Raw genomic sequence first — 23,090 nt, forward strand, 5'->3', positions numbered from 1 at the left:
CGTGATCTCCTTAGAATACGGTGCAGAGCACTTCGCCGCCGACTTTGGCGTCTCGTGCGCTGGCATCCGTCATCACACCCTTGGAGGTGGAGACAATCGACACGCCCAGACCCTGACGGACCTGTGGAATGTCATTTGCACCCAAGTAAACGCGACGACCGGGTTTTGAGACCCGCTTGACTTCGCGAATGACTGGTGTGCCCTCGTAGTATTTCAGGCTGATTTCAAAAGCAGGGTGGCCATCCTTGCCATCCTTCTTTTCGTAACCGCGGATGTAGCCTTCGTCAGACATCACATCCAGAACCCGGGCGCGCAGTTTCGACGCTGGTGTTTCCACCGTCGATTTGCCGCGCATCTGGCCGTTGCGGATACGGGTCAGCATATCACCGATAGGATCATTCATAAACGTCTCTCCTTACCAGCTCGACTTGACCATGCCGGGGATTTCGCCGTTGGACCCAAGGTCCCGCAGCGCGATCCGGCTGATCTTCAGTTTACGGTAATAGGCGTGTGGACGCCCGGTGAGCTGGCAACGGTTGTGCAAACGGGTCGCAGAAGAGTTGCGGGGCAGTTTCGCCAGTTCCAGCGAAGCCTTGAACCGCTCTTCCACGGGCTTGTCACGGTCGTTGATGATTGCCTTCAGCGCTGCACGTTTCTCAGCGTATTGGGCGACCAGTTTTTCGCGCTTCTTTTCGCGCTCAATCATGGATTTCTTAGCCATATCTATCTCTCCCTGACGCTTAGCTGTTGAAGGGCATGTTGAAGTGCTTCAACAGGCTCTTGGCTTCAGCGTCGGTTTGCGCTGTCGTGCAGATGACGATGTCCATTCCCCACATCTCATCGACCTTGTCGAAGTTGATTTCGGGAAACACGATGTGTTCCTTCAGGCCGGTGGCATAGTTGCCGCGACCGTCGAACGATTTGCCGGACACACCGCGGAAGTCGCGGATGCGGGGCATCGCCACGGTGATCAGACGATCCAGGAATTCATACATGCGGTCACCACGCAGGGTCACCTTGGCACCCAAAGGCATGTCCTCACGGACACGGAAACCCGCGATGGATTTCTTGGCCTTCGTCGTCATGGCCTTCTGACCGGCGATGGTTGTCAGATCTTCCTGTGCCGATTTGGCCTTCTTGCTGTCACGGACAGCTTCAGCACCGCAGCCGATATTCAGGACAATCTTGTCCAGCTTCGGGATCTGCATGTCGTTCTTGTAACCGAACTCTTCCTTCATGGCCGCGCGAATGGTCTTCGCATACTGGGCCTTCAGGCGGGGGGTGTAGTTTGCAGCATCAAGCATCAGATCGCATCCCCTGTTGTCTTGGCGAAACGGACCTTCTTGTCGTCTTCCATGCGGAAGCCGACGCGGGACGCTTTGCCGTTTGCATCAACAATGGCCAGGTTCGACAGGTCGATCGGCATCGCCTTTGGCGTGCGACCACCCTGCGAGTTGGCGGATTGTTTCTGGTGGCGGATGGCGATGTTGACGCCGTCAACAACGGCCTTGCCGGCCTTTGGGTCCACAGACGAAATCTCGCCCGTCTTGCCCTTGTCCTTGCCGGCCAACACGATGACCTTGTCACCTTTGCGGAGTTTGGCAGCCATGATTACAGCACCTCCGGAGCGAGTGAGATGATCTTCATGAAGTTCTTGGCACGCAGTTCGCGAACGACTGGTCCAAAGATACGTGTGCCGATCGGCTCACCATTGTTGTTGAGTATGACAGCGGCGTTGCTGTCGAAACGGATGGAGGTGCCGTCTTCGCGACGGACTTCCTTTGCGGTGCGCACGACGACGGCCTTGCGGACGTCACCCTTTTTCACACGGCCACGTGGAATGGCTTCCTTGACCGATACGACAATGATGTCTCCAACACTGGCGTAACGGCGATGGGACCCACCCAGAACCTTGATGCACTGAACGCGGCGGGCGCCGCTATTGTCAGCAACATCCAGATTGGTTTGCATCTGGATCATTTGGTTTCTCCCGACCTTTGGGGGGCGATGCGTGCCTTGTCCCCAGGGTTTCGATTAAACTGGATGTGAGCACCTTTAAGAGGCGATCACCTCCCAGCGTTTGGTCTTCGACTTTGGCGCACATTCCTGGATACGGACCTGGTCACCAACGTTGAATGCGTTGTTTTCGTCGTGGGCCCGGTACTTTTTGGACTTACGGACGGTCTTTTGCAGCAGCGGGTGCTTGAAGCGGCGCTCGACCGAAACAGTGACGGTCTGGGCGTTCTGGTTGCTTGTGACAACCCCTTGCAGGATACGCTTAGGCATATTCTCAAGCCTCCTCGGCTGCTGCGGCAGCTTTTTCGTTCAGAATGGTTTTGACCTTGGCGGCGTTGCGGCGGGCAGCGCGCATCGCGGCGGTGTTCTCAAGCTGGCCGGTGGCCTGCTGGAACCGCAGGTTAAAGGCTTCTTTCTTCAGATTTGTCAGCTCTTCACGGAGCTGATCGGGAGTTTTCTCCCGCAGTTCATTGGCATTCATTGCCTTGTCCTTTCAACATCACCGGCAGGCCGCTACGCAAGCGTGACCCGATTCCCGGTGGAGTGGGTGTAGAAGTGGGCCGTATAGGGGGGTTGGGGGGATGTGGCAAGGGGGTTATGCAACAATGACTGCAAGGGGCTTGGCTAAAGCAAATCCAAGCAGTCGACGGCATCGGGTAGGTCCAATCTTTCAAAAAGTGACTTAGTGTCTTTCGCGTCCCGGATGGCTTTCTTGATATGGTCGATGGGCAACAGAACAAATGACCAACTATCATCGCCGTCGAGATACTCTTTGTATCGGATGATACCGGTCAAGATCATTTCCTTTAATTGATCGAGATCGGTAGGTTTCTCGATCAACGAAACCGAGATAGAATATGCTCCTCCGAAAAAGCGATGTAAACGACCCCAGAGATCTGGCCGAATATCGTTTACGGACGTCAATTCGAGCAATCTTCCGTTTTGATCGAGAAATAGTAAGCCTCTCGACCGCGATGAAATTCTACTGAGCCTTCCGGTCCCTACCTTAAAACCGTGAGAAGAAAATGGAAACAAATCCCCGCTGCGGGGATCAAGCATCAACAGGACGTCGAAGTCTTCCAATCTGGTCATTGACGCGGCGACTTTCGTTTCATGTCTACGAAACTATCGTCGTAGATCATCGGTGATCAATACACTCCGGCGTCAAACGAAACTCCCGCCCGGCGGCAACGCCGGGCAGCGCCCGTCCGGGGCTCCGCCCGTTTTCGGCTTAAAAGGTCCCCCGGACCTTTTCCGTGACGGCGTTGCTATTATTCTGGCCATAACCATCCTAAACTCCCCACATGACCGACATCACGGACATCACCCACATCCCTACCGTCCTACGCGAAAAGCCCGCGCAGGTCACCCTTCCCGCGCCAGTCCTGTTCTCCACACCAATCCTGATCTCGGACTGCACCAGCCCTTTGGGGGGCGAAACCATCCTCAGCCTCCTGTGGCGCAGGCTTGATGGATCAGACGAAAACGCCCGGCCACGATAGGCCGGGCGCGGAAATCATTACCCACTCACACAACGAACAACGCATTCAGGGTTGATATTGTTCCCAACGGTCGCCTGCGCTGCGGCTTCTGTGAATTTTACGGAAAGGGATGTCGCCACTCACGACACAAGATAGGTCAGCGCCACTGTCCCGATTAACAAGCGATCCGCTCAGGGGGAATTGGCCGCGGCTTTTCCCCCTTGCCGGTTCCACGCTTCGGAGACCGCAATATGCACCACTGCACACAACGCCACCAATCCACCGGCAACACCCAGCGCCTTCAGGCCATACGCACTGATCACCGCACTGCCGATGGCCGATCCGATGGCGGCACCCACGTAAATCGCCGCAGCGTTCAACGCCAGAACGACCGGCGCGCTTTGCGGCGACATCCCAATGATGCGGACCTGCTGCGCCGCCATGAACGACCAGCCGAAGATCGACCATGTACCGCCGATCATGAACAGCCAAAGATCGGGCAACGGCAGCAAGGACATCGTGGGCATGATCAATGCCTGCATGCAGGCCAGAAACAGCAAGGTCCGGAACGGCCCGATCCGGTCGGCCAACCAGCCGCCAAGGATATTGCCGCCCACCGCCCCGATCCCGAACACGATCAACACAAGCGTCACGCCATCCCGGCCATAGCCCATTGTGTCTTCCAGAAGCGGGGCCAGGTAGGTATAGACCACGTAAATGCCGCCCAGAAACGTCGTGGTGAACAGCACGGCCAGCATCGTGCGCCCGTTCCGCAAGGTCTGGCCCAGATCACGCAGGCTGACGACCTGAAAGGCCAACCCGGCTGGCACGACCTGCCAGAGCAACGCAACCACCGGCAGCGCGAGCAAAAAGACCATCGCAAAGGCCGCGCGCCACCCGAACGTATAAGCGATCCAACTGCCCAAAGGCACACCCAGCACTTGCGCCAATGTCAGGCCAAAGAAGACGGCGGCAAGGACCCTACCCCGTTCTTCCTCATTGCTGAGCCCCGATGCCACGGCCGCCGTGACCGGCGTCAACACACCTGCACCCGCCGCCGCCAGAATACGGGCGGTGTGCAACATGGCCTCATTCACCGCCAAGGCCGACAGCAGGTTCGCCGCGGCGAAGATGCCCAGGGCGAATGTCAGCAATCGTCGTCGCCCGACCTTCCCTGTCAACGACACCAGCACCGGAGACAAAACCGCATAGGCCAACGCATAGGTCGTCATGATCCATCCGGTCCGGGCGGGGCTGATTCCCAAGCCCTCACTGATCGGGGTCAACATTCCGATCAGGACGAATGCGCCCATGCCGATGATGAAATTTGCCGCGCTGAGGGTCGGGATCAGCGCGCGGTTTTCGCTCACGCGGCCTTCCAGGTGGGGTGATAACGATTACCGGGGGAGAGGGTGAAAATCTCGCACCCATCCGCGGTGATCCCTATGGAGTGTTCGAACTGCGCCGAAAGCGATTTGTCCCGTGTCACCGCCGTCCAATCATCGGCGAGCACCTTGGTCTCGGGGCGGCCCAGATTGATCATCGGCTCGATGGTAAAGAACATGCCCTCTTCCAGCACCGGCCCGGTGCCCGCACGCCCGTAATGGACGACATTCGGCGGCGCATGGAACACACGGCCCAGCCCATGCCCGCAGAAATCGCGGACGACCGACATGCGGTGGCTTTCGGCATAGACCTGGATGGCATGGCCGATGTCTCCGAACGTATTGCCGGGCTTCGCGGCCTCGATCCCCTTCATCAACGCATCATGCGTCACCTGGATCAAACGCTCGGCCTTGCGCGACAGTTTTCCGGCGACGTACATGCGGCTGTTGTCGCCATACCAACCATCGACGATCACCGTGACGTCGATGTTCAGAATATCGCCATCCTTCAGCTTTTTGTCGCCGGGGATGCCGTGACAAACGACATGGTTGATCGAAATGCAGCTTGCGTGCTGATACCCTTTGTATCCAATCGTGGCAGATGTCGCACCCGCATCTTCGACCCATTGGGTGATCAGCCGATCCAGCTCGCCCGTCGTCTGACCCGGAAAAACGTGATCGGCGATATCATCCAAAAGCTGTGCCGCCAGCCGCCCGGCCTTATGCATGCCCGCAAAGTCGCCGGGTTCGTAAATCCGAATGCCATCCTTGGTGATATGACCGTCGTTGGTTTTCACGTCGCCTGTCCTTTCGATCTGGCCCTGCACATAGGACAAATGGGGCCGGGATGCTAGGGCGCGCCGATAAGTCGTCGTCACGAGGACTTATGCCCCGGCAGACTTTTCGTGACGAAAAGTCTGCGTCCTAAAACCGCACCGGGATCACATCTCCCAACGTAATCGCCTCCGGGCTGATCCGGCAGGTCATGGCCAGACATTGCACCCCCGTGGCCGTTGCCTTGGCGACGGCTGCTGCATAGGTCGGGTCGATATCCGCCGCCACAGTCACCGCCTCGCAATCCGTACGCTGCACCAGATAGAACATCACCGCACGGTGGCCCAGCGCCACCATCTCGGCCAGTTCCGCCATATGCTTTGCTCCGCGCGCCGTCACGCTATCGGGAAACTCCGCCAAGCCGGGCTGGCGCGACAAGGTCACGCTTTTGACCTCGACATAGGTATCGAGGCCATCCCCGCTCAGCAGGAAGTCGATCCGGCTGTTCTGACCATATTTCACCTCGGGCCGCACCAGTGCGTAGTCGGGCAGACCCGACACGTCATGCGTCATCAATGCGGCCTTCAGCGCCTTGTTCGGCACCGATGTATCCACCCCGGTGAAATGTCCATTTTCATGATCGACCAGCCGCCAGCCATATTTCAGCTTCTTCTTCGGATCGTCATTGGGCTCCAGCCAAATCTTCGCGCCCGGTTCGGCCAGCCCCATCATCGAGCCCGGATTGGCGCAATGGGCGGTCACTTCCCTCCCATCCTCTAGCCGCGCATCGGCGAGGAAGCGTTTGTAGCGGCGGATCAAACGTGCAGGGACAAGAGGTGTGGCAAAGCGCATGGGCGCGCCTATAACCAAACCGAACACAAAGGAGAACCCGGCATGCCCAACCCCACAGCCGCGATGCTGGTCATCGGTGATGAAATCCTGTCAGGCCGCACACGCGACGCGAATATGCATTATCTGGCCGGTGAACTGACCAAAGCGGGCATCGACCTGAAAGAGGTGCGGGTGGTCAGTGACGACCGACAGGCGATCATCGACGCGGCAAAGGCGCTTTCAGCGGCCTATGACACTGTTTTCACCAGCGGCGGGATCGGCCCGACCCACGACGACATCACCGCCGATTGCATCGCCGCGGCCTTCAACGACCCGATTGACGTGCGTGAAGACGCACGCGCCCTGCTCCAAGCACATTACGACAAATCCGGGCAAGACCTGAATGCGGCGCGTCTGCGCATGGCCCGCATCCCTAACAGCGCCACGCTGATCGACAACCCCGTCAGCACTGCGCCCGGTTTTACCCTGTGCAACGTCCACGTCATGGCTGGCGTGCCGTCCATCTTTCAGGCCATGGTCGCCAGCGTTCTGCCCAAACTGACCGGAGGCGCACCCCTTTTGTCGGAAACCCTGCGCGTCGACCGCGGCGAGGGCGATATCGCGGGTCCCCTCGGCGCCTTCGCCGAAACCTATCCCGACCTGTCCGTCGGCTGCTATCCGTTCCAGAAGGATGGGCGGTTCGGCGCCAACGTTGTGGTGCGCGGCACAGACCCTGCGCGATTAGAGCTTGCGATGAAGGACCTGCGCGGCATATTTGCTGCGTGAATTTACCAAGTGCGCAAAAACTGTACGCCGTAATCGACGGAACATGGCCCGCCTCAGCCAAACAGGCGCTGGGACCCTGGACCATTCGATTGGACGACAGCGGCAGCAGCCGGGTCAGTTCGGCCACGGCAGAGCTTCCGATCACCAGCGCAGATATTCCCATGGCCGAAGAGGCCATGCGCGAAGCGGGGCAAGCGCCCCTTTTCATGATCCGCGAAGGGGAAGAGGCGTTGGATGCGCATCTGGCCGACCTTGGCTATGTTATCAAAGACCCGGTCAACATGTTCGCTGCCCCGCTGGCGGACATCGCGACGCAAAAACCGCCCCCCGTGACGGCCTTTCAAAGCTGGCCACCCCTGACCGTGCAAAACGAAATCTGGGCCGATGGCGGGCTGAGCATGGGGCGGATGGACATCATGGACCGCGCGCGCCCGCCCAAGACGACGTTTCTTGGACGGATGGACGACAAACCGGCGGGCACCGTTTATGTCGGCATCGCAGCCGATTGCGCGATGATCCATGCGCTTGAAATCCGCAGCGAACATCGGCGGGCCGGGCTGGCCAAACACCTGACACACGCCGCAGCCTTCTGGGCCCTTGATCAGGGGGCAAAGTTTCTCACATTGGTGACAACGAAAGAGAACACGGCGGCCAACGCGCTCTACACTTCACTCGGCATGACCATTGTGGGAGAGTACCACTATCGCAGCCTGCCGGAGTGATCCATTGACCAAACAGCCCACCGCGCTCGACCTGCCGATGGTCGATCCGCTGCCCGATGACACGCAGAAATATTTTGACATCTGCCAGGAAAAGCTGGGGCTGATCCCCAATGTCCTGCAGGCCTATGCGTTCGATATCGACAAGCTGAACGCCTTCACCGCGCTTTACAACGACACGATGCTCGCCGACTCAGGGTTGTCGAAACTGGAACGCGAGATGATCGCGGTCACCGTGTCGTCGATCAACAAATGCTATTACTGCCTGACCGCCCACGGCGCTGCCGTCCGCGCGCTGTCGGGCAACCCGGAACTGGGAGAAATGCTGGTAATGAACTGGCGCGTGGCCGACCTGGACGCCCGCCAAACCGCCATGCTGACCTTTGCCGAGAAGGTGACCACCGAAAGCGCCAAGGTCATAGAGCAAGACCGCGATGCGCTGCGTCAGGTCGGTTTCAGCGACCGCGATATCTGGGACATCGCCGCCGTGACAGGCTTCTACAACATGAGCAACCGCATCGCCTCGGCCACCGATATGCGGCCCAACGCCGAATACCACGCGCAGGCCAGATGATCCTGCTGCTGATCATCGGCTATTTTTTGTGGGCCTCAAACGCCGAGGCCATGACGCTTAACTTTCCTAGTAACGCGAGCCTGCAGCGCGAGGTGACGGGCGACCTTGACAGCTATGCCTTGCCCATCGGGATCTGGGACAAAGGCGTAATGCCGACCGAGGTGGTCGAGGGCCAGATGACCCGACAGGCCTGGCGCATCGGCGCGCAATCGCTGACCACCCTGCAAATGCTGCGCCCCCTGCGGGAACAGCTTCGCAATGACCGGTTCCGCGTGATTTTCGAATGCCAGACCGAGGCCTGCGGCGGGTTCGACTTCCGCTTTGGCACTAAAACGCTGCCCCCGCCCGAAATGCAGATCAATCTGGGCGATTTCCGTTTCCTCGCCGCGCGCAGGATCGTCGAAGGCGGCACCGAATACGTCAGCCTGTTCGTCAGCAAGACCGCGCAGGCCGGTTTCGTACAGGTCACCCGCGTCGGCCCGCCGGAAGAGGACGCCGCCCCGCTGGTCACCACCACAGCCCCGGCCTTGCGGGGCGGCGTGACCACAGACGCCAGCGGTCTGGTGCAAAAGCTGGAAGCGGTTGGCCACGCGGTCCTCGACGATCTGCAATTCGAGACCGGGTCGTCGCAACTGGGCGAAGGGCCCTTCGCCTCGCTCGATGCGCTTGCCGATCATCTGGCCGCGACACCAGACCTGACCGTCGCGCTGGTGGGGCACACCGACGCGTCGGGTTCGCTCGACGCCAATATCGCCCTGTCAAAACGTCGGGCGGCGACAGTGCTGGAAAGGCTCGTCAGCGAATACGGGATCACCCGCACACGACTGGCCGCCGAAGGCATGGGATACCTCGCCCCGATCGACAGCAACGCGACCGATGAAGGGCGCGACGCGAACCGGCGGGTCGAGGTTATCGTGACATCGATCCCGGATTAGACCCAAAGATCCGCCGCCATCGTTACCTGTGACAACGCGGTTCCGGTATCGACCAACGCCGTTTCGGCATAACCCGCGAATGGGATCATGACGCCATCGTCGTATTCAACAACCGTCACCGGAACATAGACCTGCGTTTGATCACCTTCGAGCGTGGCTTCGACATGCAAAGTCCCGGATAGCTCTACCACCGCGATCCGGGCGGCGCGCACGGCAAACACGGCCTGCGTTTCCGTGGCCCGCTGACCATCATTCGCATCAAAGGGATTTTCGCCGTCCTCGGCGATTGCTCCGCCAAAAAACAGATCGGCATAAAGGCATGCGGCATAGCGCGCCATCCGGCTTTGCGGGTTTGGCGGCGGGTCGGGCAGCAGACCGGCCTGCATGGCGATATCCTTTTCGCGCACATCTTTGCGTAGAACGCTGACCAACGCCTGCCGGAGTTGGGCGAAAGCTTCGGCGGTCACGCTTGGCACGGACATCTCGAACGACACGTCGATCCAGCCCTTTGCGCCCTGCCCGATTGACGCCCAGACGGCGCAATGGCCCCGATGGACCACACCACTGACCTGCTGACGCGGGGCGGCAAAGTCCTTGCCCGTCATGATCGCGTGGTTCTGCGCGATCAGGTCGGGCGACAATTCAATAAGATTGAGGTCTTCTTTTTTCATGACAAGACCGGGCAGGCACCCGTGGCCCCTGCCCGTTCCGTGGTGCTATTTACAGCGTGATCGTGCTGTTGTTGTCGTTATTCGGCAGGGCGTTGCCGTTGCTGTCCTGCGCACCGGTATCAGCCGCAGGATCGCCATTCGACGCGATGTTGAACGTGTTGCCTTGGCTATCCTCGACCTGCAAAACCAGAATATAGGCCGAAGCATCCACCTGCATGTTCGGTACGGCGCCTGTCACCATCATTTCGATATCGACATGGCCACCGACTTTTTGGCTTTGGCTGATTTCTTTCAGGGCCGTCTGGATCTCGGACTTTTGGGTATCGGCACTGGCTTGGCCGGTGATCCAGCTGAAAAAGCCGCTGACACCACCGCTGATATTGTAGGATTTGCGCATCTCTTTGTAGGTCTTGGAGGATTCCAGCGACTGGATTTCGAAATCCATACCGCCGCTCAGTTTCACCCATGCGCCCGCGCCCGACACACTGGCGCCCACACCCATGATCGCACCCCGCTTTTGGGTCACCTTATAGGTGTTGGCGCTTTCCTTGGACGCGATGGCAACCTGCGCATGCGGGGCGATAGCTGTAATCATATTCATCGTTAACTCCTTGAAAAAATGGTTCTGCACCGCCCGAAAAATAGGACGGGTGACCTTACGTTAACGAAAGGACAAAGCGGCATCAGTGCGTTTTGGCACAGGGGTGGGGATGTACCGCAAGCGCACACCAAACAGCTTGCAAGTCAGCGTCAAAGCATACTCACTTTCACCCGACGCACCGCAAGTCGCGAGATATGCCATGACATTCAAAATGACGTCCGCGCAGATGATGGCACCAATGCCACCCTGGGATGTGGCGAAATGGTATGTGGCCGAATTCATGCCGACGGAATTCCCCGACTTTCTGCGCGACCTCGGCCCGGCCCAATGCACGCAGCAATCCAGAAACGCGCTGCACTATGCCGAACATTTTGGACTGCGCCGCCCCGACATTCAGGGGCAATTTCTTACACTGATGTAGGCACTGGGCCCGAATTTCTTTGAAAGCCATCCATTCGGCAAAATCCTGACCGATGGATCACTGACCGAAGGCCAAAAGATCGACGCGCTCTATCGCGTTTCTGATGAAGAAGGCGGCGCGGCGATGGTCGCCGCGAACGACACCTACTGGTTTCCTTGGTTGGTTGAAAGCAATATTCTGGGGCTCGAAGACGACCCGGATTGGGAGTGAGGGCGCGTTTTGGGAAGTAATGTTCGCAATGCTGATATCGCGGGCGACGCCGGTGTCGCGCGCGCAGGCGCATCTGGATAGCGTGTCATCCCAATGGGTCGAGATCGGGAAAGAGGCAGGGCTGCTTGTCGCGTCAAGCCACCCGGCGGGCGGACAAGTCGTTGATGGGATATCATTCGCGACGAATTTCGATGCGGGCAACTATGGTGCTGCGCTTGTCAATGCGATCGGGTTTGTCCCCATTGCAGGGGATGGAATCAAAGCCCTGGTGCGCGGAAACAGCATCAAAAACAGAATGGAGCGGATCAACGATGCCTTGGCCGCGGCCCGCACGGGTGTGTCCCGCGCACAAACTTTCGCCCGGCGGCGGATGGCCGCGGCACAACAATGGGCCGGGATCAAGCGACGGCGTGACGAAATCATCGACCGCTACCGCAACTGCCGCACGGCTTCCTGCGCCGACGAGCGCGATGATCTACTAAGGCAGCAATCCCGTCTACCCGCCAAGGACAAAGGCGATTGGGTCGACGAAAACGGCAACCGGGTGCCCGCCGGTCAGGGGTTGTTCAAGCCGAAAGAGGGGACACCGATGCATCGGGCACTGTCAGATCATCAAGACCCTGTCAGGGGCATACCTTACACCGACGGCAAGCCGGATCTGACTAGTTTTCCACCCTTGGGGAGAACCAATAGAGCGCCTGATGGCAGCGCCTATCAAGTCGAAATCGAACAAAGCCTCGGTACAAACAAATCTGCAAACCGATCAGCCGATCTTGATGCTTCTTGGGGGCAATGGCGAGAAGACTATCCAGATGCTGGTCGTGATCCTGAATTTGGGCAATGGCACCATGAACCCGACGGCGTTACGATGACATATGTTGATAAGGACGTTCATGGTGCTTTGGCGCATGAGGGCGCGGCATCTTTAAATACTTCACCGGAGTTTTGATATGGAGATCAGGATTAATCCCAAATGGCAAACCGACATCCCCGGCGAATTCCACGTGCTGCCCGGTGGAAAAATCGACTTCAAAAAAGAGGCCGGGATTGTAACGCTGCCAAAAGACTATCTTGAATTCATGCTCTTTTCCGATGGTCTTGGCACCCGGCAACGAGATGGTTGGTTCATTTCTCAATTCACGGAGGGACCAGTGATCTTACCTTTAGAATACTTATCTGAAATGGAAAACGTCATTCGCGGCACGAATTTTCGAATGGCGACCTTTATCGACCGATCCGGGCCAGCGATTCCGCCGGGTTTCATCGTCATCGGAGCGACGGAAAACGACTTCAAAGTTTTGCTTGGCGTTGACGAAAACAACGCAGATTTCGGAAAAGTCTACGCCTGGCCCGACAGCATGGATGCCTGGATGCAAGGCAACAACACCAAAGGCCTCGGCCTTGCTGGGAACACTTTCACCGAATTCATGAACAGCCTCAGCGCCCGTGATGAGCTCTGACGCAGCGGAGGGGCCGCATGTTTGGGCCACTGCCACGGAAAACTGGCCGGATGCCGTGGCCGATCTGGCCTTTCCGCATGACCGGATCGACCTGACGGCAGAGGACCGGGCGGCCTGCCTGTCTTGCGCAAAGGGCGTGCCGGTGCCGCTTCGCCCCGAATTGTTGGCCGACATCGACTCGGTTTTGACGCAACATGATGATGGTGCCCATTTACGCTTTGGGCTGGGCAGCCTCAAAACCGGGCCGATCCCGCCGCGCTTTCGGTCCGCTGGTGATTTTGTCGATGTCATCAGCCGGTGCAATTCGCGGCTGGCCGCGATCCTGCACGCTTATGAGACATCCGACCATGATACGGCGCTGTTCTGCACCCGATGGCGCGACATTCCGAAGGACAGCGAGTTCCGGATTTTTCTGCGTGACGGTGCCTTGATCGGGGCGTCCCAGTATCACACCGATACCGTTTTTCCCGGTATGCGCCCGAAGATCGACGCGATATCGCGGGCGATTTCGGTTTTTCTGACGACGTTCTCGAGGGTCACCCATACAAAAAACGTGGTCGCCGACGTCTACGTTCATCCCGCAGAGTCCGGTAGTTCGACCTGCACCCTGCTGGAACTGAACCCGCTGATCCGGCGCACCGATGCCTGCATGTTCGACTGGTCCACCCCGGACACATTCGATGGCAGCCTCAAATATCGTGTTTAGGCGCGGCACGGTTCTCCGACCGCATCCACTGGATCGTCACAGCATCTGGCCGCGTTCCAACTGCAAATAATGGCGCAAGCGCAGGGCGTTCATGGCCCGCTTGCGTCGCTGCAGTTTCAGGCTTTGCTGCTGTGGCAGTTGCTTGCGCTGCATCGTCACGACACGCCGTACCATTTCACCAGTCACTGTTTTCGGTCTGTCCAGAACATGCTTTCTCATCCGGTCCTCCTTCGTGCTGATGGGTAACCTTAACACAACCCACAGGATTCGTCTCGTGACGTGCGGTCATCCGCCGAACCTGAACCAAAGGACAGGTCGTTTCACGAAACGCCCGAGCTTTGACAAATCTCAGCCCCTTTTCCGTCAGCTTCGCTTGGCAAAACACCAGGCCACGCGAGCAGACAATCACAATGACCAAACAATCGAACCAAGCCCCTGATGACACGACGCGGATCGGCGATGCCGATGCGGCGCTGCGCCGTATTCTGCGGACCGCGCCACAAGATCTGTGGCTCGACACGATCCGACGGGCGGATATGACGCGACATGCGGACCTCATCCACTGGATGCTCAACCGGACCGAATGCGATTTCGCCGTTGCCGTGCACGCCTTTTACCATAGCGACCCAGTCAGCCACCTGACAGATCCGCTGCCATTGCCGCAGCGGCCCGATACAACGCAGCATTTCGCGACGATCTTGCGGAATTGGGATACGGGTTTCTATCGCAACCACCGGCTGGGACTGAATGATCAGGACGTCGATCCGCGCCTGATCCGGCGGGTCAATCAAAAGCTGCTGGCCTGGCCACGCGGCGCGCTGCCATTCCACGTCCCACCCAAGTTCCTCGACCTGACCGGCGGGGCGCCGATCGATCTGCCCACACATCTGGATCCGAACGAGGCGCGGCATCTGTGGCAACTCTATCGCACGCTTGGTCTGCGCGTCAGGCGGAGCGCGCCCGGCTTGCCACGTCGTTTCGCGCGGGTGGGCAAGGCGCTTGGCCGGATCAATTTCCAAAGCGCCCGGCGTTAACCGCCGACATTGCCGGTCGCCTTTCGCTGGCGCGCCCGCTTCAACCCCAGCTGCCGTTCGCGCCAGATGATCAATACACCCGCCAAGATCACGATGCCCGCACCCACCAGCATCGTGCCCGTCGGCACCTCATCGAACACAAGGTACCCGATCGCCAGCGCGAGGATCATCGACGTATAATCGAACGGCGCCACCAGCGACGCATCCGCGAACCGATAGCTGGAGGTCAGCAAAATCTGCCCGATTCCACCCAGCAACCCGGCGGCGATCAGCATCAGGGCCACCGAAAAAGACGGCACCGCCCAGCCCCATGGCAAGGTCAGCAATGACATCACCGACGACGTGATCGTGAACCAGAACACGATCGCGGCCGTATCCTCGGTCATCACCAGCTTGCGCACGAAAACCTGCGCCAACGCCGCCAGCACGGCCCCCATCAGCACAACGACAGCGCCCAGCGTCTCGGACACATCTAACGCCGCCCCTACCGACAAGCGCGGCGAGATTACGATCAACACCCCGATCATCCCCAGCCCCACCGCCGTCAGGCGAAAGGCGCGGACCTCTTCGTTCAGGAACATCGCGGCAAAGATGACGACCAACAAGGGCGCGGCATAGCCGATCGCCGTCACCTCGGGCAGCGGCAAAAGGCCCAGCCCGGTGAACCCCAACCCCATCGCCGAGGTTCCGATCAACCCACGCCATAAGTGGCCCATCGGGTTACTGGTCTTCCACCCATCGCGCAATTCGCCCCGCATGGCGAGCCAGCCCAGAATGATCGGGATCGCAAAAAACGACCGGAAAAACACCGCCTGCCCCGGCGGCACCGCATCCGAGGCCGCCTTGATCAGGCTCGCCATCGCCATGAAGGTGCAGACGGACAGTACTTTTAGCAGAATGCCACGCAGCGGCTGCACGGGAATGTCCTTAGATGGTTCAGCCCATGCAAAGCGTTATTCGGCGACAGGTGCAAGCGCCTCTAGCGCCTGCGTGTAGTCGGCACCCACGTGAACCGGTACGCCCAGCGCCCTGATCTTTTCCACATAAGCCAGATCTTCTGCATCCGCGCCCTTACCCGGCGCGCGCAAGATCACGCGACCAATCCGGCCCGGATGCCGCTCGACCGCCGCCAGATAGACCTGCGCATCATGCTGCCCCGTATCGCCGATCAGGATGAACGGCCAATCCGGCTCGGCCCCCAAGATCACATCAATAGCCGACCCCTTATGATCCCCATGCGTACCCGTGATGAACTGCGTTTCACTGATCCCGTAATCACGCAGAAACATCGGCCCACGCGGCAGATCATGGCGGTCGAACACCTCAGTCAGAAATCCATGGAAATTCCACGGCGATGAGCTGACGAAATGCACCGGATTGCGCCCGCCATCGGACAAGGCACGCATCAGGCGCACCGCATCTGAAAACACGATCCGGGTCTGCGCATTGCCCGTCAGTGAGGTCCACAAATTACGCCACAGCGAATAGGCGCCCGTGTGCATCATCGTATCATCGATATCGGATATGACGCCAAAAGCTGCCCGCGGATCGGGGATCATGACCGGGCAAGCTAAGGTAACGGCACCGACACTGACTGGGATGTCACACCAGCCATGCGCATCGCCACGCGGCAAAAGCAGGGTAAAATACCCTTCCTCATCCGCGACGGCGCTGACGCCTTGTGCTTTGACGGTCACGCCACCCACTTCGGCGGTGCGAAACAGCCCGATCATCTGGCGGAAATTGCGCCACATGCCCTGATCGGCGCGAGTTTCCCGCCGCCGAACGCGGGCGAGCACCCTTCCGCGCACAATCAAATGCTCCGGCGTCGCATATCCGACATAAGGCACGATCGCGCCAGCCTCACGCGGCCTGCACCCGAACCCGAACAACCGCTCGATGCGCACAGCGATCCGGGCCAGAAACAGCTTCATCGCGGCGTGATGCGCAGCACGGCTCCTTCGGAATCCGCCAGTACCAGGACCGATCCGTCATCCAACACTTCGACATCGCGGATGCGGCCGCGATCGGTCAGCATGCGCTCCTCACCGACGACTTTGTCGCCGGACAGCTTCAACCGGACAAGTCCACCTGGGCTCAGCGAAGCGATCAACAGATCACCTTGCCAACGGTCGTAATCACCGTCGTAAAAATCCATCCCGCTCGGGGCGATGACCGGGTCCCAATAATAGACAGGCTGCTCCATCCCCTCCATCACCGCGCGTCCCGACCCGACCGGAGCAAGGCTGCCATACTCTACGCCGTAGGAAATCACCGGCCAGCCGTAATTCCGCCCGGCGCGTGGCTTGTTCAGCTCATCCCCGCCACGCGGACCATGCTCGATCGTCCACAGATCTCCATCAGGCGCGATGGCGGCACCCTGGACATTGCGGTGGCCATAAGACCAGATCGTGTCGATCCCGTCGCGCCCTACAAACGGATTGTTCGACGGCACCGCCCCGTCACGGGTCACACGAATGACCTTGCCGAACGTGGTGCTGTTATCCTGTGCATTTTCCGTCGCGTTGTGTTCCCCGGTCGTAATCCATACCGTCCCGTCGGACATCGGGATGATGCGGCTGCCGTAATGGGCAGCACCCCACCAGGGTGGTTCCTGCTGGAAAATATCCTGCACCTCGGTCATGCGGCCATCAGCCGTCAGCACGCCCTTGGCCGCCGCCGTCCGGACCATTTCGCCACCCGCCGGTTGGGCATAGGTCCAGAATACCGTCCGGTCGCTGGCGAAATCCGGGCTGACGGCCACATCCAGAAGGCCGCCCTGCCCGCGATTGTCGACGTCCGGCAGCCCCGAAATCGGACCCGAAACGGACCCATCCGCATCAATCACCCGCATCCGCCCTGGACGTTCGGTCACCAGAAACTGTCCATTGCCCAGGGGCGCGATACCCCAGGGGTTCTGCAGACCGCCCGCGAAGGTCTCGACCGTCACACGGGTCGTCGCCAGTTGCTTGGCCCGCGTCTGTTCGGGAAAGGCCGGTTGAAAGCTGCTGGCAGGCGGCCCTTGCGGCACCTCGGCCAACGCCATCGCGGGCGCAAGCAAAAGCGGCAAAACAAAACGTCTCATCATGAATCCATCTCCTTTAGTCGCGACATAGCCCAGCGCGCCGCATCGGCCACAGCCGGATCGGCATCGTTCACAAGATTTTCAGCCGCCGGGATCAATGACTGGTCCCCCGCATTCCCAATGGCATACAGGACATTGCGCACAAACCGGTCCCGCCCGATCCGTTTGATCGGCGACCCCGAAAACCGCGCACGGAACGCCGCATCATCCAGTCCAGCCAATTCTGCCAAAGGCGGCGCCATGTCACCCCGCGCCGCATACCGGATATCGCGCGCATCATTGGCAAACTTGTTCCACGGGCATACGGCCAGACAATCATCACAGCCATAAATCCGGTTCCCCATCTTCGGACGCAGGTCCTCATCCACTGGCCCCTTATGTTCGATCGTCAGGTACGAAATGCACAACCGCGCATCCAGCTGATAGGGTGTGGGGAACGCATCCGTCGGACACACCTCCAGACACGCGGTGCACGAACCGCAATGGCTGACCTCTGCCCCATCGGGCTCCAGTTCCACCGTCGTGAAGATAGCCCCCAAAAAGAACCACGACCCCAGATCGCGGCCCAACAGGTTCGTATGCTTGCCCTGCCAGCCCAACCCGGCAGCCTGCGCCAATGGCTTCTCCATCACTGGTGCGGTATCGACAAACACCTTGATCTCTGCCCCCGGCACCTGATCAATCAGCCAGCGGCCCACCCGCTTGAGCCGCTTCTTCACCACATCATGATAATCGCGGCCTTGGGCATAAACCGAAATCGCCGCGCGATCGGACTGCTTCAAAACATCCAACGGATCGTGCTCCGGCGTATAGGGTTCCGCCAACATCACAACAGACCGCGCCTCCGGCCACAGTGCCGACGGATCACCGCGCCAATGCATCCGCTCGGCCATCCACGCCATCTGACCATGCATTCCCGCATCGACAAAATCGGCCAACCGCCCCGCCATCTCGGGCACTGCATCCGGACGGCACACACCCACCTTGGCAAAGCCCGTCTCAAGCGCAAACGCTTCCAGCCGGTCCTTCATCCTTCTTTTGTTCCCAAATACCTTGGGGGAGTCCCGAAGGGACGGGGGCAAAGCCCCCTGCGACGCCAGCCCCTAAAAGTCCAGATCAGCATATTGCGCCGACGGCTGAAATCCCGGCACCTCATCCGCCAGGATCGACCGAAAGGCAGGGCGCGACTTGATCTTGGCATACCAATCCTTGACCACCTCATGACGGTTCCAGTCCACGTCACTGGTATAGTCCAGACAGGACAAATGCGCAGCAGCGGCGAAATCGGCAAACGTCATCTCATTGCCCGCCAGCCAGCGACGCTGATCCAGCAGATACGCCATGTAATCCAGATGATACTTGATCGCGCGCGCGCCCTCTTTCACATTCGTGCTGTCCGGGTAACCGGTATTCATCACTTTCCGAAATACCCGCTCTCCTGTCAGTTTCTTGGTGACGTCATGGTAGAACTTGTCGTCGAACCAACCGACCAAACGACGCGCCTCGCACCGATCCTCGGCATTGCGGGGCAGCAAAGCGGGCGTGACATGCGTTTCCTCAAGATACTCGCAGATCGCGTTGCTGTCCGACAACGTGCGCGAGCCCATCTTCAGCACCGGCACCTTGCCCGCCGGGTTGCGGCGCATGAAATCCGGGTCTTCTTCCCAATAACGCTCTTCGACCAGCTCGACTTCGATCTTCTTCTCGGACAGGGTCAGACGAACCTTCCGGGAAAACGGCGACAGCGGATAGTGATACAACGTGTTCATAAAGCACCCAAACCCATGTTTATAACGTCATGCAATAGGACACCGTGACGATCAATGGCTGTTTCACCTCTCGAAACAATCCGCGCGGCCATCCGCGCGGATCGTCTCGGCCCCTGCAATGATCTGGCGGGTTCGATTGCGGGTGAACTGGCTGGGGTTCGAGGCCGACCGGTTCTTGGGCGCAGGCAGGATCGCCGCCAAACGTGCCGCCTGCGTGGCCGACAGATCGGCCGCATCCACGCCAAAGTAATGGCGCGCCGCCGCCTGCACGCCAAACACACCTTCATCGAACTCCGCGACGTTCAGATACAATTCCAGGATCCGACGCTTGGACCAGACGGCCTCGGCCAGCGGGGTCCACAAGGCCTCGATCGCCTTGCGCGTCCAGGACCGACCATGCCAGAGATAGACATTCTTGATTACCTGCTGTGATATGGTCGATGCGCCCCCGCGCCCCCGATCCACCGCCTGCCTGATGGCCTTGACGTCCAGACCCCAATGCAGGCAAAAATTCGCATCTTCGGCGGCGACGGCCGACCGGGCCATGACAGGGGCGATCCGCTCCATCGGCACCCATTCGTATTTCACGCCACCGACCCGGCGCGATTCAGAAAACATATACGGTGTCGTCGGCGGCGCGATAAGCGCATAGATCAGCGTCGCAATCAGTACCATGCCCAACGCCGCGAAAAGCGCGCCCCAAACCACCCGGCGCAGAAAATGAACCGCCCGTGCGATCAAACCGGGCTGCTTTTTCTGACGTGACCGTTTCCTGGTTGCCGGTTTCTTCGTCTGCGTTTTCTTTGTCGATTTCCGCGCCTGTGCCATCGCTCCCATAAGCCATCTCCGGATCAAAATCGTCAAGCACACATGATCAAAGTGACCAAAGGGCAACATTCAACCTAAATTGCCGATGTAAACGCATACATTGAAATCTACATCCAGAAGTTTCACAAAACGCCATATTCGCACCACAATCGTTTACGTAAGTTTATGTCGTTACCGAAATCGATTTAGAAACAGTGGTAACAGTCTTTCGTCACGGCCGTTTGAATGAAGGCCATGACAAGGGGCTTTAGCGTTTCCGGCGTCCAGCGCCACTTGTCAGTACGAGGGAGAGACTGCATTGAACTGCCTACACCACCTCAAACATTTGCCCCGTGCAGGGATGGCATTGCTTGGCGCGACGGCGCTGGCGACCAGCCTCGCCGCCGATCCGGTGATCCTGCGATCGACCGACGGCACGACCAATCTGAACGGTGATCTGATCGGCTTTGATGGCGAATACTATCTGCTGAACACGGAACTGGGTGACTTGCGCGTCGCCGCCGACCGCGTCACCTGCGACGGAGCCGGCTGCCCCACCGTGGAAACGGTATCGGCGGATACGATCGCGGGTGGTTCCGATACGGTCGCCGAAGGCCTCATGCCGCTCTTGCTGGCGGGTTTCGCAACCGACCTGGGCGCCGAGGCGCAGACACAAACTGGTCAGGGTGAGGGTCGCATCGTGACCACATTTGTCGGACAGGATGGTTTCGGAGCGCAAATCGGTGCCGTCGCCGTGCAATCCGGCACGTCCGACGATGCGTTCGGCGGTCTTCTCGATCGTTCGTTCCAGATGGGCCTCTCCGCCCGGCGCATCACACCCGCAGAGGCGCAGGCGCTGGCCGCCGACGGCGCCGGGACCATGATCGCCCCGGATCAGGAACATATCGTCGCGATCGACAGCCTGGTGATCGTCGTCAACCAATCGAACCCGACCGACGCGCTGTCGGTCGCTGACCTTGCCGGGATTTTTGCCGGTCAAATCACCAACTGGGCGCAAGTCGGCGGCCCCGACCTTCCGATCACTGTGGTCACCACGCAAGATGCAGGCACCAACGACGTCCTGCGCGCGGGGATTTTCGGTGATCAAAGCGGAACGCGCCTTGTTGGCAATTACACCGCCACGGACAACGTCGACGCTGCGATCTATGTCGACGAAAACCCGGGTGCGATCGCTTATGTCGGCTTTGCCTTCAAACGCGGTCAGAAGCCACTGAACCTCGTCAGCGAATGCGGGATCGGCACGTCGCCCGACGCCTTCTCGGTCAAGACCGAAGAATACACCCTGTTCCGCAGGCTGTACCTTTATACCCGCGCCGATACGGATAACACGCTGACCGATGATTTCGTCCGCTACGCGACATCGCCAGCCGCCAATCTGGTGATCCTGCAGTCGGGCTTTATCGATCTGTCCGTGGAACAGGTGCCCTTGGGCACCGACAGCCCCCGCGCCGCCCGTGTGCGCGGCACCGGACAAGGCTCTTTCGAGAAAAGCGTCGTTGACCGCCTGATCGGCGAAATGGCGAGTCACGGGCGTTTGTCCTCCACCTTCCGCTTCCGCACCGGTTCGACCGAGCTTGACCCGCGCGGCATCGACGATCTGCAGCGGCTTGCCGATTATCTGGCAGACCTGCCCGACGGGGCCGAGATCACGTTTGCCGGTTTCGCCGACAGCGTGGGTGCGTTCGAACCCAATGTGATCCTCTCGGAAGGCCGCGCCGAACAAGTCCGCAGCGCACTCCTCGCCCTGGCCGGAGATCGCCTTAACAACGTCACAATAAAGACCGCCGGCTATGGTGAAATCGACCCAGCCGCCTGCAACACTAACGATGCAGGCCGGGCGATCAACAGACGGGTCGAAACATGGATCAAAACACAATGAGCGGGGCGCGCAGCATGAAAGGCACATTGCCCTGCCTCGTCGCCATATTGGCCGTGTCGCTCGGCGGCACCGCCATCGCGCAAACCGAAGGTGTGTACCGCGCCGGGGCTGAACGGATCGCCGCCAGCGACGACATCCGCAGGCTCAGCCAGGAAATCGCCGCGGCCGCCTGTCTGGCTGACGCTGGTGTGGACACCGCAACGCATATGGCGACACTCACCAACGCCATCGGCGAATATGACGCGCTTTTCGCAGCGCTCAGCGAAGGTGACGCCACACGCGGCATCGACCAGCCCGAGGAAGACCGCAAGATGAACGTGGCCCTCAGCCGGGTGCAGACGCTCTGGGACAACTACAAACCCGCCATCGATGCGCGGATCAACGGCACCGCCGATCCATCCGGGCTCGACTATATCTCGCGTCAGAACCTCAACGTGATGCATTCCGGCAAATATCTGGTTAGCGAAGTGATCAACCGCTACTCGGTCCCGCCCGCGCTGCTCTCCACCGATGCGTTCACGCTGGATATCGTCGCGCGGCAACGTTCGCTCGCTTTCCAGATCGCGAAAGAGGCGTGCGGCGTCATCACCGGCAACACCGTTCTGGGCAAACAGGCGCGGCTTGCCAAGGCGTCACAACGGTTCGATGTCTCTTTGAACGCGCTGATCAACGGCTTCCCCGGCGCCGGTGTCGTGCCCGCCCCAACGGCGGCCATCCGTGACGGGCTGACAGCGGTTCAAGGCGACTGGAACCGCGTCCAGACTATGATCGACCAAATCGGCGGGCCAGGCGACGTGCAGGTGGCGTCGGACATCCACGACCGGATGTCCAGCATCGCAACCGCGTTCGACGCGCTCGTTCCGCTTTATGTCGAAGAAAGCAAGGCCGGGATCAACTAACCACCCACCACTCGCAACGAAAACGC

The 23,090-nt window shown here is 59.6% G+C and carries 32 protein-coding genes; 12 read left to right on the forward strand and 20 right to left on the reverse strand.

The genetic code is table 11. From position 1 onward, the window contains the following. Positions 1-10: 10 nt before the first annotated feature. From rpsH to V8J85_RS19300, 8 genes are all read right to left on the reverse strand, one after another. Positions 11-403, reverse strand: a complete 393-nt coding sequence (rpsH, locus tag V8J85_RS19265) for a 30S ribosomal protein S8 (protein ID WP_339955411.1) — start codon at positions 401-403, stop codon at positions 11-13. Between the two features lie 12 nt (positions 404-415). Continuing rightward, the gene (gene rpsN / locus V8J85_RS19270) at positions 416-721 is read right to left on the reverse strand and encodes a 30S ribosomal protein S14 (protein ID WP_339955412.1); all 306 of its coding nucleotides are present in this window, start codon (positions 719-721) and stop codon (positions 416-418) included. Positions 722-740: 19 nt separating this feature from the next. Continuing rightward, the gene (gene rplE, locus V8J85_RS19275; RefSeq protein WP_339955413.1) at positions 741-1,304 is read right to left on the reverse strand and encodes a 50S ribosomal protein L5; all 564 of its coding nucleotides are present in this window, start codon (positions 1,302-1,304) and stop codon (positions 741-743) included. Then, entirely contained in the window at positions 1,304-1,609 is a 306-nt protein-coding gene (gene rplX, locus V8J85_RS19280; RefSeq protein ID WP_339955414.1) for a 50S ribosomal protein L24, read from the reverse strand. Before rplX ends, rplE begins: the two co-directional genes overlap by 1 nt. A gap of 2 nt (positions 1,610-1,611) precedes the next feature. Continuing rightward, positions 1,612-1,980: a 50S ribosomal protein L14 gene (rplN, locus tag V8J85_RS19285; RefSeq protein ID WP_320241237.1), complete on the reverse strand. Its 369-nt coding sequence runs from the start codon at positions 1,978-1,980 to the stop codon at positions 1,612-1,614. Positions 1,981-2,055: 75 nt separating this feature from the next. After that, complete coding sequence (gene rpsQ / locus V8J85_RS19290) at positions 2,056-2,286, reverse strand: 30S ribosomal protein S17 (protein WP_339955415.1); 231 nt, start codon at positions 2,284-2,286, stop codon at positions 2,056-2,058. Between the two features lie 4 nt (positions 2,287-2,290). Beyond that, positions 2,291-2,497, reverse strand: coding sequence for a 50S ribosomal protein L29 (rpmC, locus tag V8J85_RS19295; RefSeq protein WP_339955416.1), 207 nt, complete (start codon positions 2,495-2,497; stop codon positions 2,291-2,293). A gap of 143 nt (positions 2,498-2,640) precedes the next feature. Next, a complete protein-coding gene (locus V8J85_RS19300) occupies positions 2,641-3,108 on the reverse strand; it encodes a hypothetical protein (protein ID WP_339955417.1) in 468 nt (155 codons plus the stop codon). A 212-nt stretch (positions 3,109-3,320) separates the two neighbouring features. On the opposite strand from V8J85_RS19300, the gene V8J85_RS19305 reads away from it, so the two are divergent. Then, the gene (locus V8J85_RS19305; RefSeq protein WP_339955418.1) at positions 3,321-3,518 is read left to right on the forward strand and encodes a hypothetical protein; all 198 of its coding nucleotides are present in this window, start codon (positions 3,321-3,323) and stop codon (positions 3,516-3,518) included. Between the two features lie 170 nt (positions 3,519-3,688). Here V8J85_RS19305 and V8J85_RS19310 read toward each other — a convergent pair whose 3' ends face one another. The 3 genes from V8J85_RS19310 to sfsA form a co-directional block, all read right to left on the reverse strand. Further along, positions 3,689-4,867: an MFS transporter gene (locus V8J85_RS19310; protein ID WP_339955419.1), complete on the reverse strand. Its 1,179-nt coding sequence runs from the start codon at positions 4,865-4,867 to the stop codon at positions 3,689-3,691. Continuing rightward, positions 4,864-5,679 carry a type I methionyl aminopeptidase gene (map, locus tag V8J85_RS19315; RefSeq protein ID WP_339955420.1) on the reverse strand — a complete coding sequence of 272 codons (816 nt, stop codon included), beginning with the start codon at positions 5,677-5,679 and terminating at the stop codon, positions 4,864-4,866. Before map ends, V8J85_RS19310 begins: the two co-directional genes overlap by 4 nt. 127 nt (positions 5,680-5,806) lie before the next feature. Then, the gene (gene sfsA, locus V8J85_RS19320; protein WP_339955421.1) at positions 5,807-6,508 is read right to left on the reverse strand and encodes a DNA/RNA nuclease SfsA; all 702 of its coding nucleotides are present in this window, start codon (positions 6,506-6,508) and stop codon (positions 5,807-5,809) included. A 42-nt stretch (positions 6,509-6,550) separates the two neighbouring features. Between sfsA and V8J85_RS19325 the strand changes: the two genes are divergently transcribed. Genes V8J85_RS19325 through V8J85_RS19340 form a run of 4 tightly spaced genes read left to right on the forward strand, consistent with a single transcriptional unit; the run spans position 6,551 to position 9,501 of the window. Next, a complete protein-coding gene (locus tag V8J85_RS19325; RefSeq protein WP_339955422.1) occupies positions 6,551-7,273 on the forward strand; it encodes a competence/damage-inducible protein A in 723 nt (240 codons plus the stop codon). Further along, the gene (locus V8J85_RS19330; protein ID WP_339955423.1) at positions 7,270-7,995 is read left to right on the forward strand and encodes a GNAT family N-acetyltransferase; all 726 of its coding nucleotides are present in this window, start codon (positions 7,270-7,272) and stop codon (positions 7,993-7,995) included. Before V8J85_RS19325 ends, V8J85_RS19330 begins: the two co-directional genes overlap by 4 nt. Before the next feature lie 4 nt (positions 7,996-7,999). Then, the gene (locus V8J85_RS19335; RefSeq protein WP_339955424.1) at positions 8,000-8,566 is read left to right on the forward strand and encodes a peroxidase-related enzyme; all 567 of its coding nucleotides are present in this window, start codon (positions 8,000-8,002) and stop codon (positions 8,564-8,566) included. Continuing rightward, positions 8,563-9,501: an OmpA family protein gene (locus V8J85_RS19340; protein WP_339955425.1), complete on the forward strand. Its 939-nt coding sequence runs from the start codon at positions 8,563-8,565 to the stop codon at positions 9,499-9,501. Before V8J85_RS19335 ends, V8J85_RS19340 begins: the two co-directional genes overlap by 4 nt. Here V8J85_RS19340 and V8J85_RS19345 read toward each other — a convergent pair. Continuing rightward, positions 9,498-10,172, reverse strand: a complete 675-nt coding sequence (locus V8J85_RS19345; RefSeq protein ID WP_339955426.1) for a hypothetical protein — start codon at positions 10,170-10,172, stop codon at positions 9,498-9,500. The two genes, V8J85_RS19340 and V8J85_RS19345, sit on opposite strands and share 4 nt — an antisense overlap. Before the next feature lie 49 nt (positions 10,173-10,221). Next, complete coding sequence (locus tag V8J85_RS19350; protein WP_339955427.1) at positions 10,222-10,773, reverse strand: hypothetical protein; 552 nt, start codon at positions 10,771-10,773, stop codon at positions 10,222-10,224. Positions 10,774-10,972: 199 nt separating this feature from the next. Between V8J85_RS19350 and V8J85_RS19355 the strand changes: the two genes are divergently transcribed. The 4 genes from V8J85_RS19355 to V8J85_RS19370 all read left to right on the forward strand — a co-directional run bounded on the left by V8J85_RS19355 (position 10,973) and on the right by V8J85_RS19370 (position 13,570). Beyond that, positions 10,973-11,194, forward strand: coding sequence for a hypothetical protein (locus tag V8J85_RS19355; RefSeq protein ID WP_339955428.1), 222 nt, complete (start codon positions 10,973-10,975; stop codon positions 11,192-11,194). A gap of 238 nt (positions 11,195-11,432) precedes the next feature. Further along, complete coding sequence (locus V8J85_RS19360; RefSeq protein ID WP_339955429.1) at positions 11,433-12,353, forward strand: HNH endonuclease; 921 nt, start codon at positions 11,433-11,435, stop codon at positions 12,351-12,353. A 1-nt stretch (position 12,354) separates the two neighbouring features. After that, a complete protein-coding gene (locus V8J85_RS19365) occupies positions 12,355-12,864 on the forward strand; it encodes an SMI1/KNR4 family protein (RefSeq protein ID WP_339955430.1) in 510 nt (169 codons plus the stop codon). Continuing rightward, the gene (locus tag V8J85_RS19370) at positions 12,854-13,570 is read left to right on the forward strand and encodes a hypothetical protein (protein WP_339955431.1); all 717 of its coding nucleotides are present in this window, start codon (positions 12,854-12,856) and stop codon (positions 13,568-13,570) included. Before V8J85_RS19365 ends, V8J85_RS19370 begins: the two co-directional genes overlap by 11 nt. A gap of 36 nt (positions 13,571-13,606) precedes the next feature. Here V8J85_RS19370 and V8J85_RS19375 read toward each other — a convergent pair whose 3' ends face one another. After that, on the reverse strand, positions 13,607-13,789 hold the full coding sequence (locus V8J85_RS19375; protein WP_339955432.1) for a hypothetical protein: 183 nt from the start codon (positions 13,787-13,789) through the stop codon (positions 13,607-13,609). A gap of 191 nt (positions 13,790-13,980) precedes the next feature. On the opposite strand from V8J85_RS19375, the gene V8J85_RS19380 reads away from it, so the two are divergent. Further along, positions 13,981-14,604 carry a hypothetical protein gene (locus V8J85_RS19380; RefSeq protein WP_339955433.1) on the forward strand — a complete coding sequence of 208 codons (624 nt, stop codon included), beginning with the start codon at positions 13,981-13,983 and terminating at the stop codon, positions 14,602-14,604. On the opposite strand, the gene V8J85_RS19385 is transcribed toward V8J85_RS19380, so the two are convergent. The 6 genes from V8J85_RS19385 to mtgA form a co-directional block, all read right to left on the reverse strand. Further along, a complete protein-coding gene (locus V8J85_RS19385; RefSeq protein ID WP_339955434.1) occupies positions 14,601-15,521 on the reverse strand; it encodes a DMT family transporter in 921 nt (306 codons plus the stop codon). The genes V8J85_RS19380 and V8J85_RS19385 overlap by 4 nt on opposite strands. Positions 15,522-15,557: 36 nt before the next feature. Then, positions 15,558-16,538 (reverse strand): App1 family protein, encoded by a 981-nt coding sequence (locus V8J85_RS19390; RefSeq protein ID WP_339955435.1) that lies wholly within the window; start codon positions 16,536-16,538, stop codon positions 15,558-15,560. Beyond that, complete coding sequence (locus V8J85_RS19395) at positions 16,535-17,692, reverse strand: PQQ-dependent sugar dehydrogenase (RefSeq protein WP_339955436.1); 1,158 nt, start codon at positions 17,690-17,692, stop codon at positions 16,535-16,537. Before V8J85_RS19395 ends, V8J85_RS19390 begins: the two co-directional genes overlap by 4 nt. Beyond that, positions 17,689-18,720, reverse strand: coding sequence for a tRNA epoxyqueuosine(34) reductase QueG (gene queG, locus V8J85_RS19400; RefSeq protein WP_339955437.1), 1,032 nt, complete (start codon positions 18,718-18,720; stop codon positions 17,689-17,691). Before queG ends, V8J85_RS19395 begins: the two co-directional genes overlap by 4 nt. Before the next feature lie 72 nt (positions 18,721-18,792). Beyond that, positions 18,793-19,458, reverse strand: coding sequence for an FtsZ-binding protein FzlA (gene fzlA, locus V8J85_RS19405; RefSeq protein WP_339955438.1), 666 nt, complete (start codon positions 19,456-19,458; stop codon positions 18,793-18,795). Positions 19,459-19,521: 63 nt separating this feature from the next. After that, positions 19,522-20,286 (reverse strand): monofunctional biosynthetic peptidoglycan transglycosylase, encoded by a 765-nt coding sequence (gene mtgA / locus V8J85_RS19410; protein WP_339955439.1) that lies wholly within the window; start codon positions 20,284-20,286, stop codon positions 19,522-19,524. 340 nt (positions 20,287-20,626) lie between these two features. Between mtgA and V8J85_RS19415 the strand changes: the two genes are divergently transcribed. Then, entirely contained in the window at positions 20,627-22,165 is a 1,539-nt protein-coding gene (locus V8J85_RS19415) for a phosphate ABC transporter substrate-binding/OmpA family protein (RefSeq protein ID WP_339955440.1), read from the forward strand. Further along, entirely contained in the window at positions 22,147-23,064 is a 918-nt protein-coding gene (locus V8J85_RS19420) for a type IV pili methyl-accepting chemotaxis transducer N-terminal domain-containing protein (protein ID WP_339955441.1), read from the forward strand. Before V8J85_RS19415 ends, V8J85_RS19420 begins: the two co-directional genes overlap by 19 nt. Positions 23,065-23,090: the final 26 nt, after the last annotated feature.

The organism is Yoonia sp. 2307UL14-13 (genome assembly GCF_037572755.1).
Lineage (GTDB): Bacteria > Pseudomonadota > Alphaproteobacteria > Rhodobacterales > Rhodobacteraceae > Yoonia.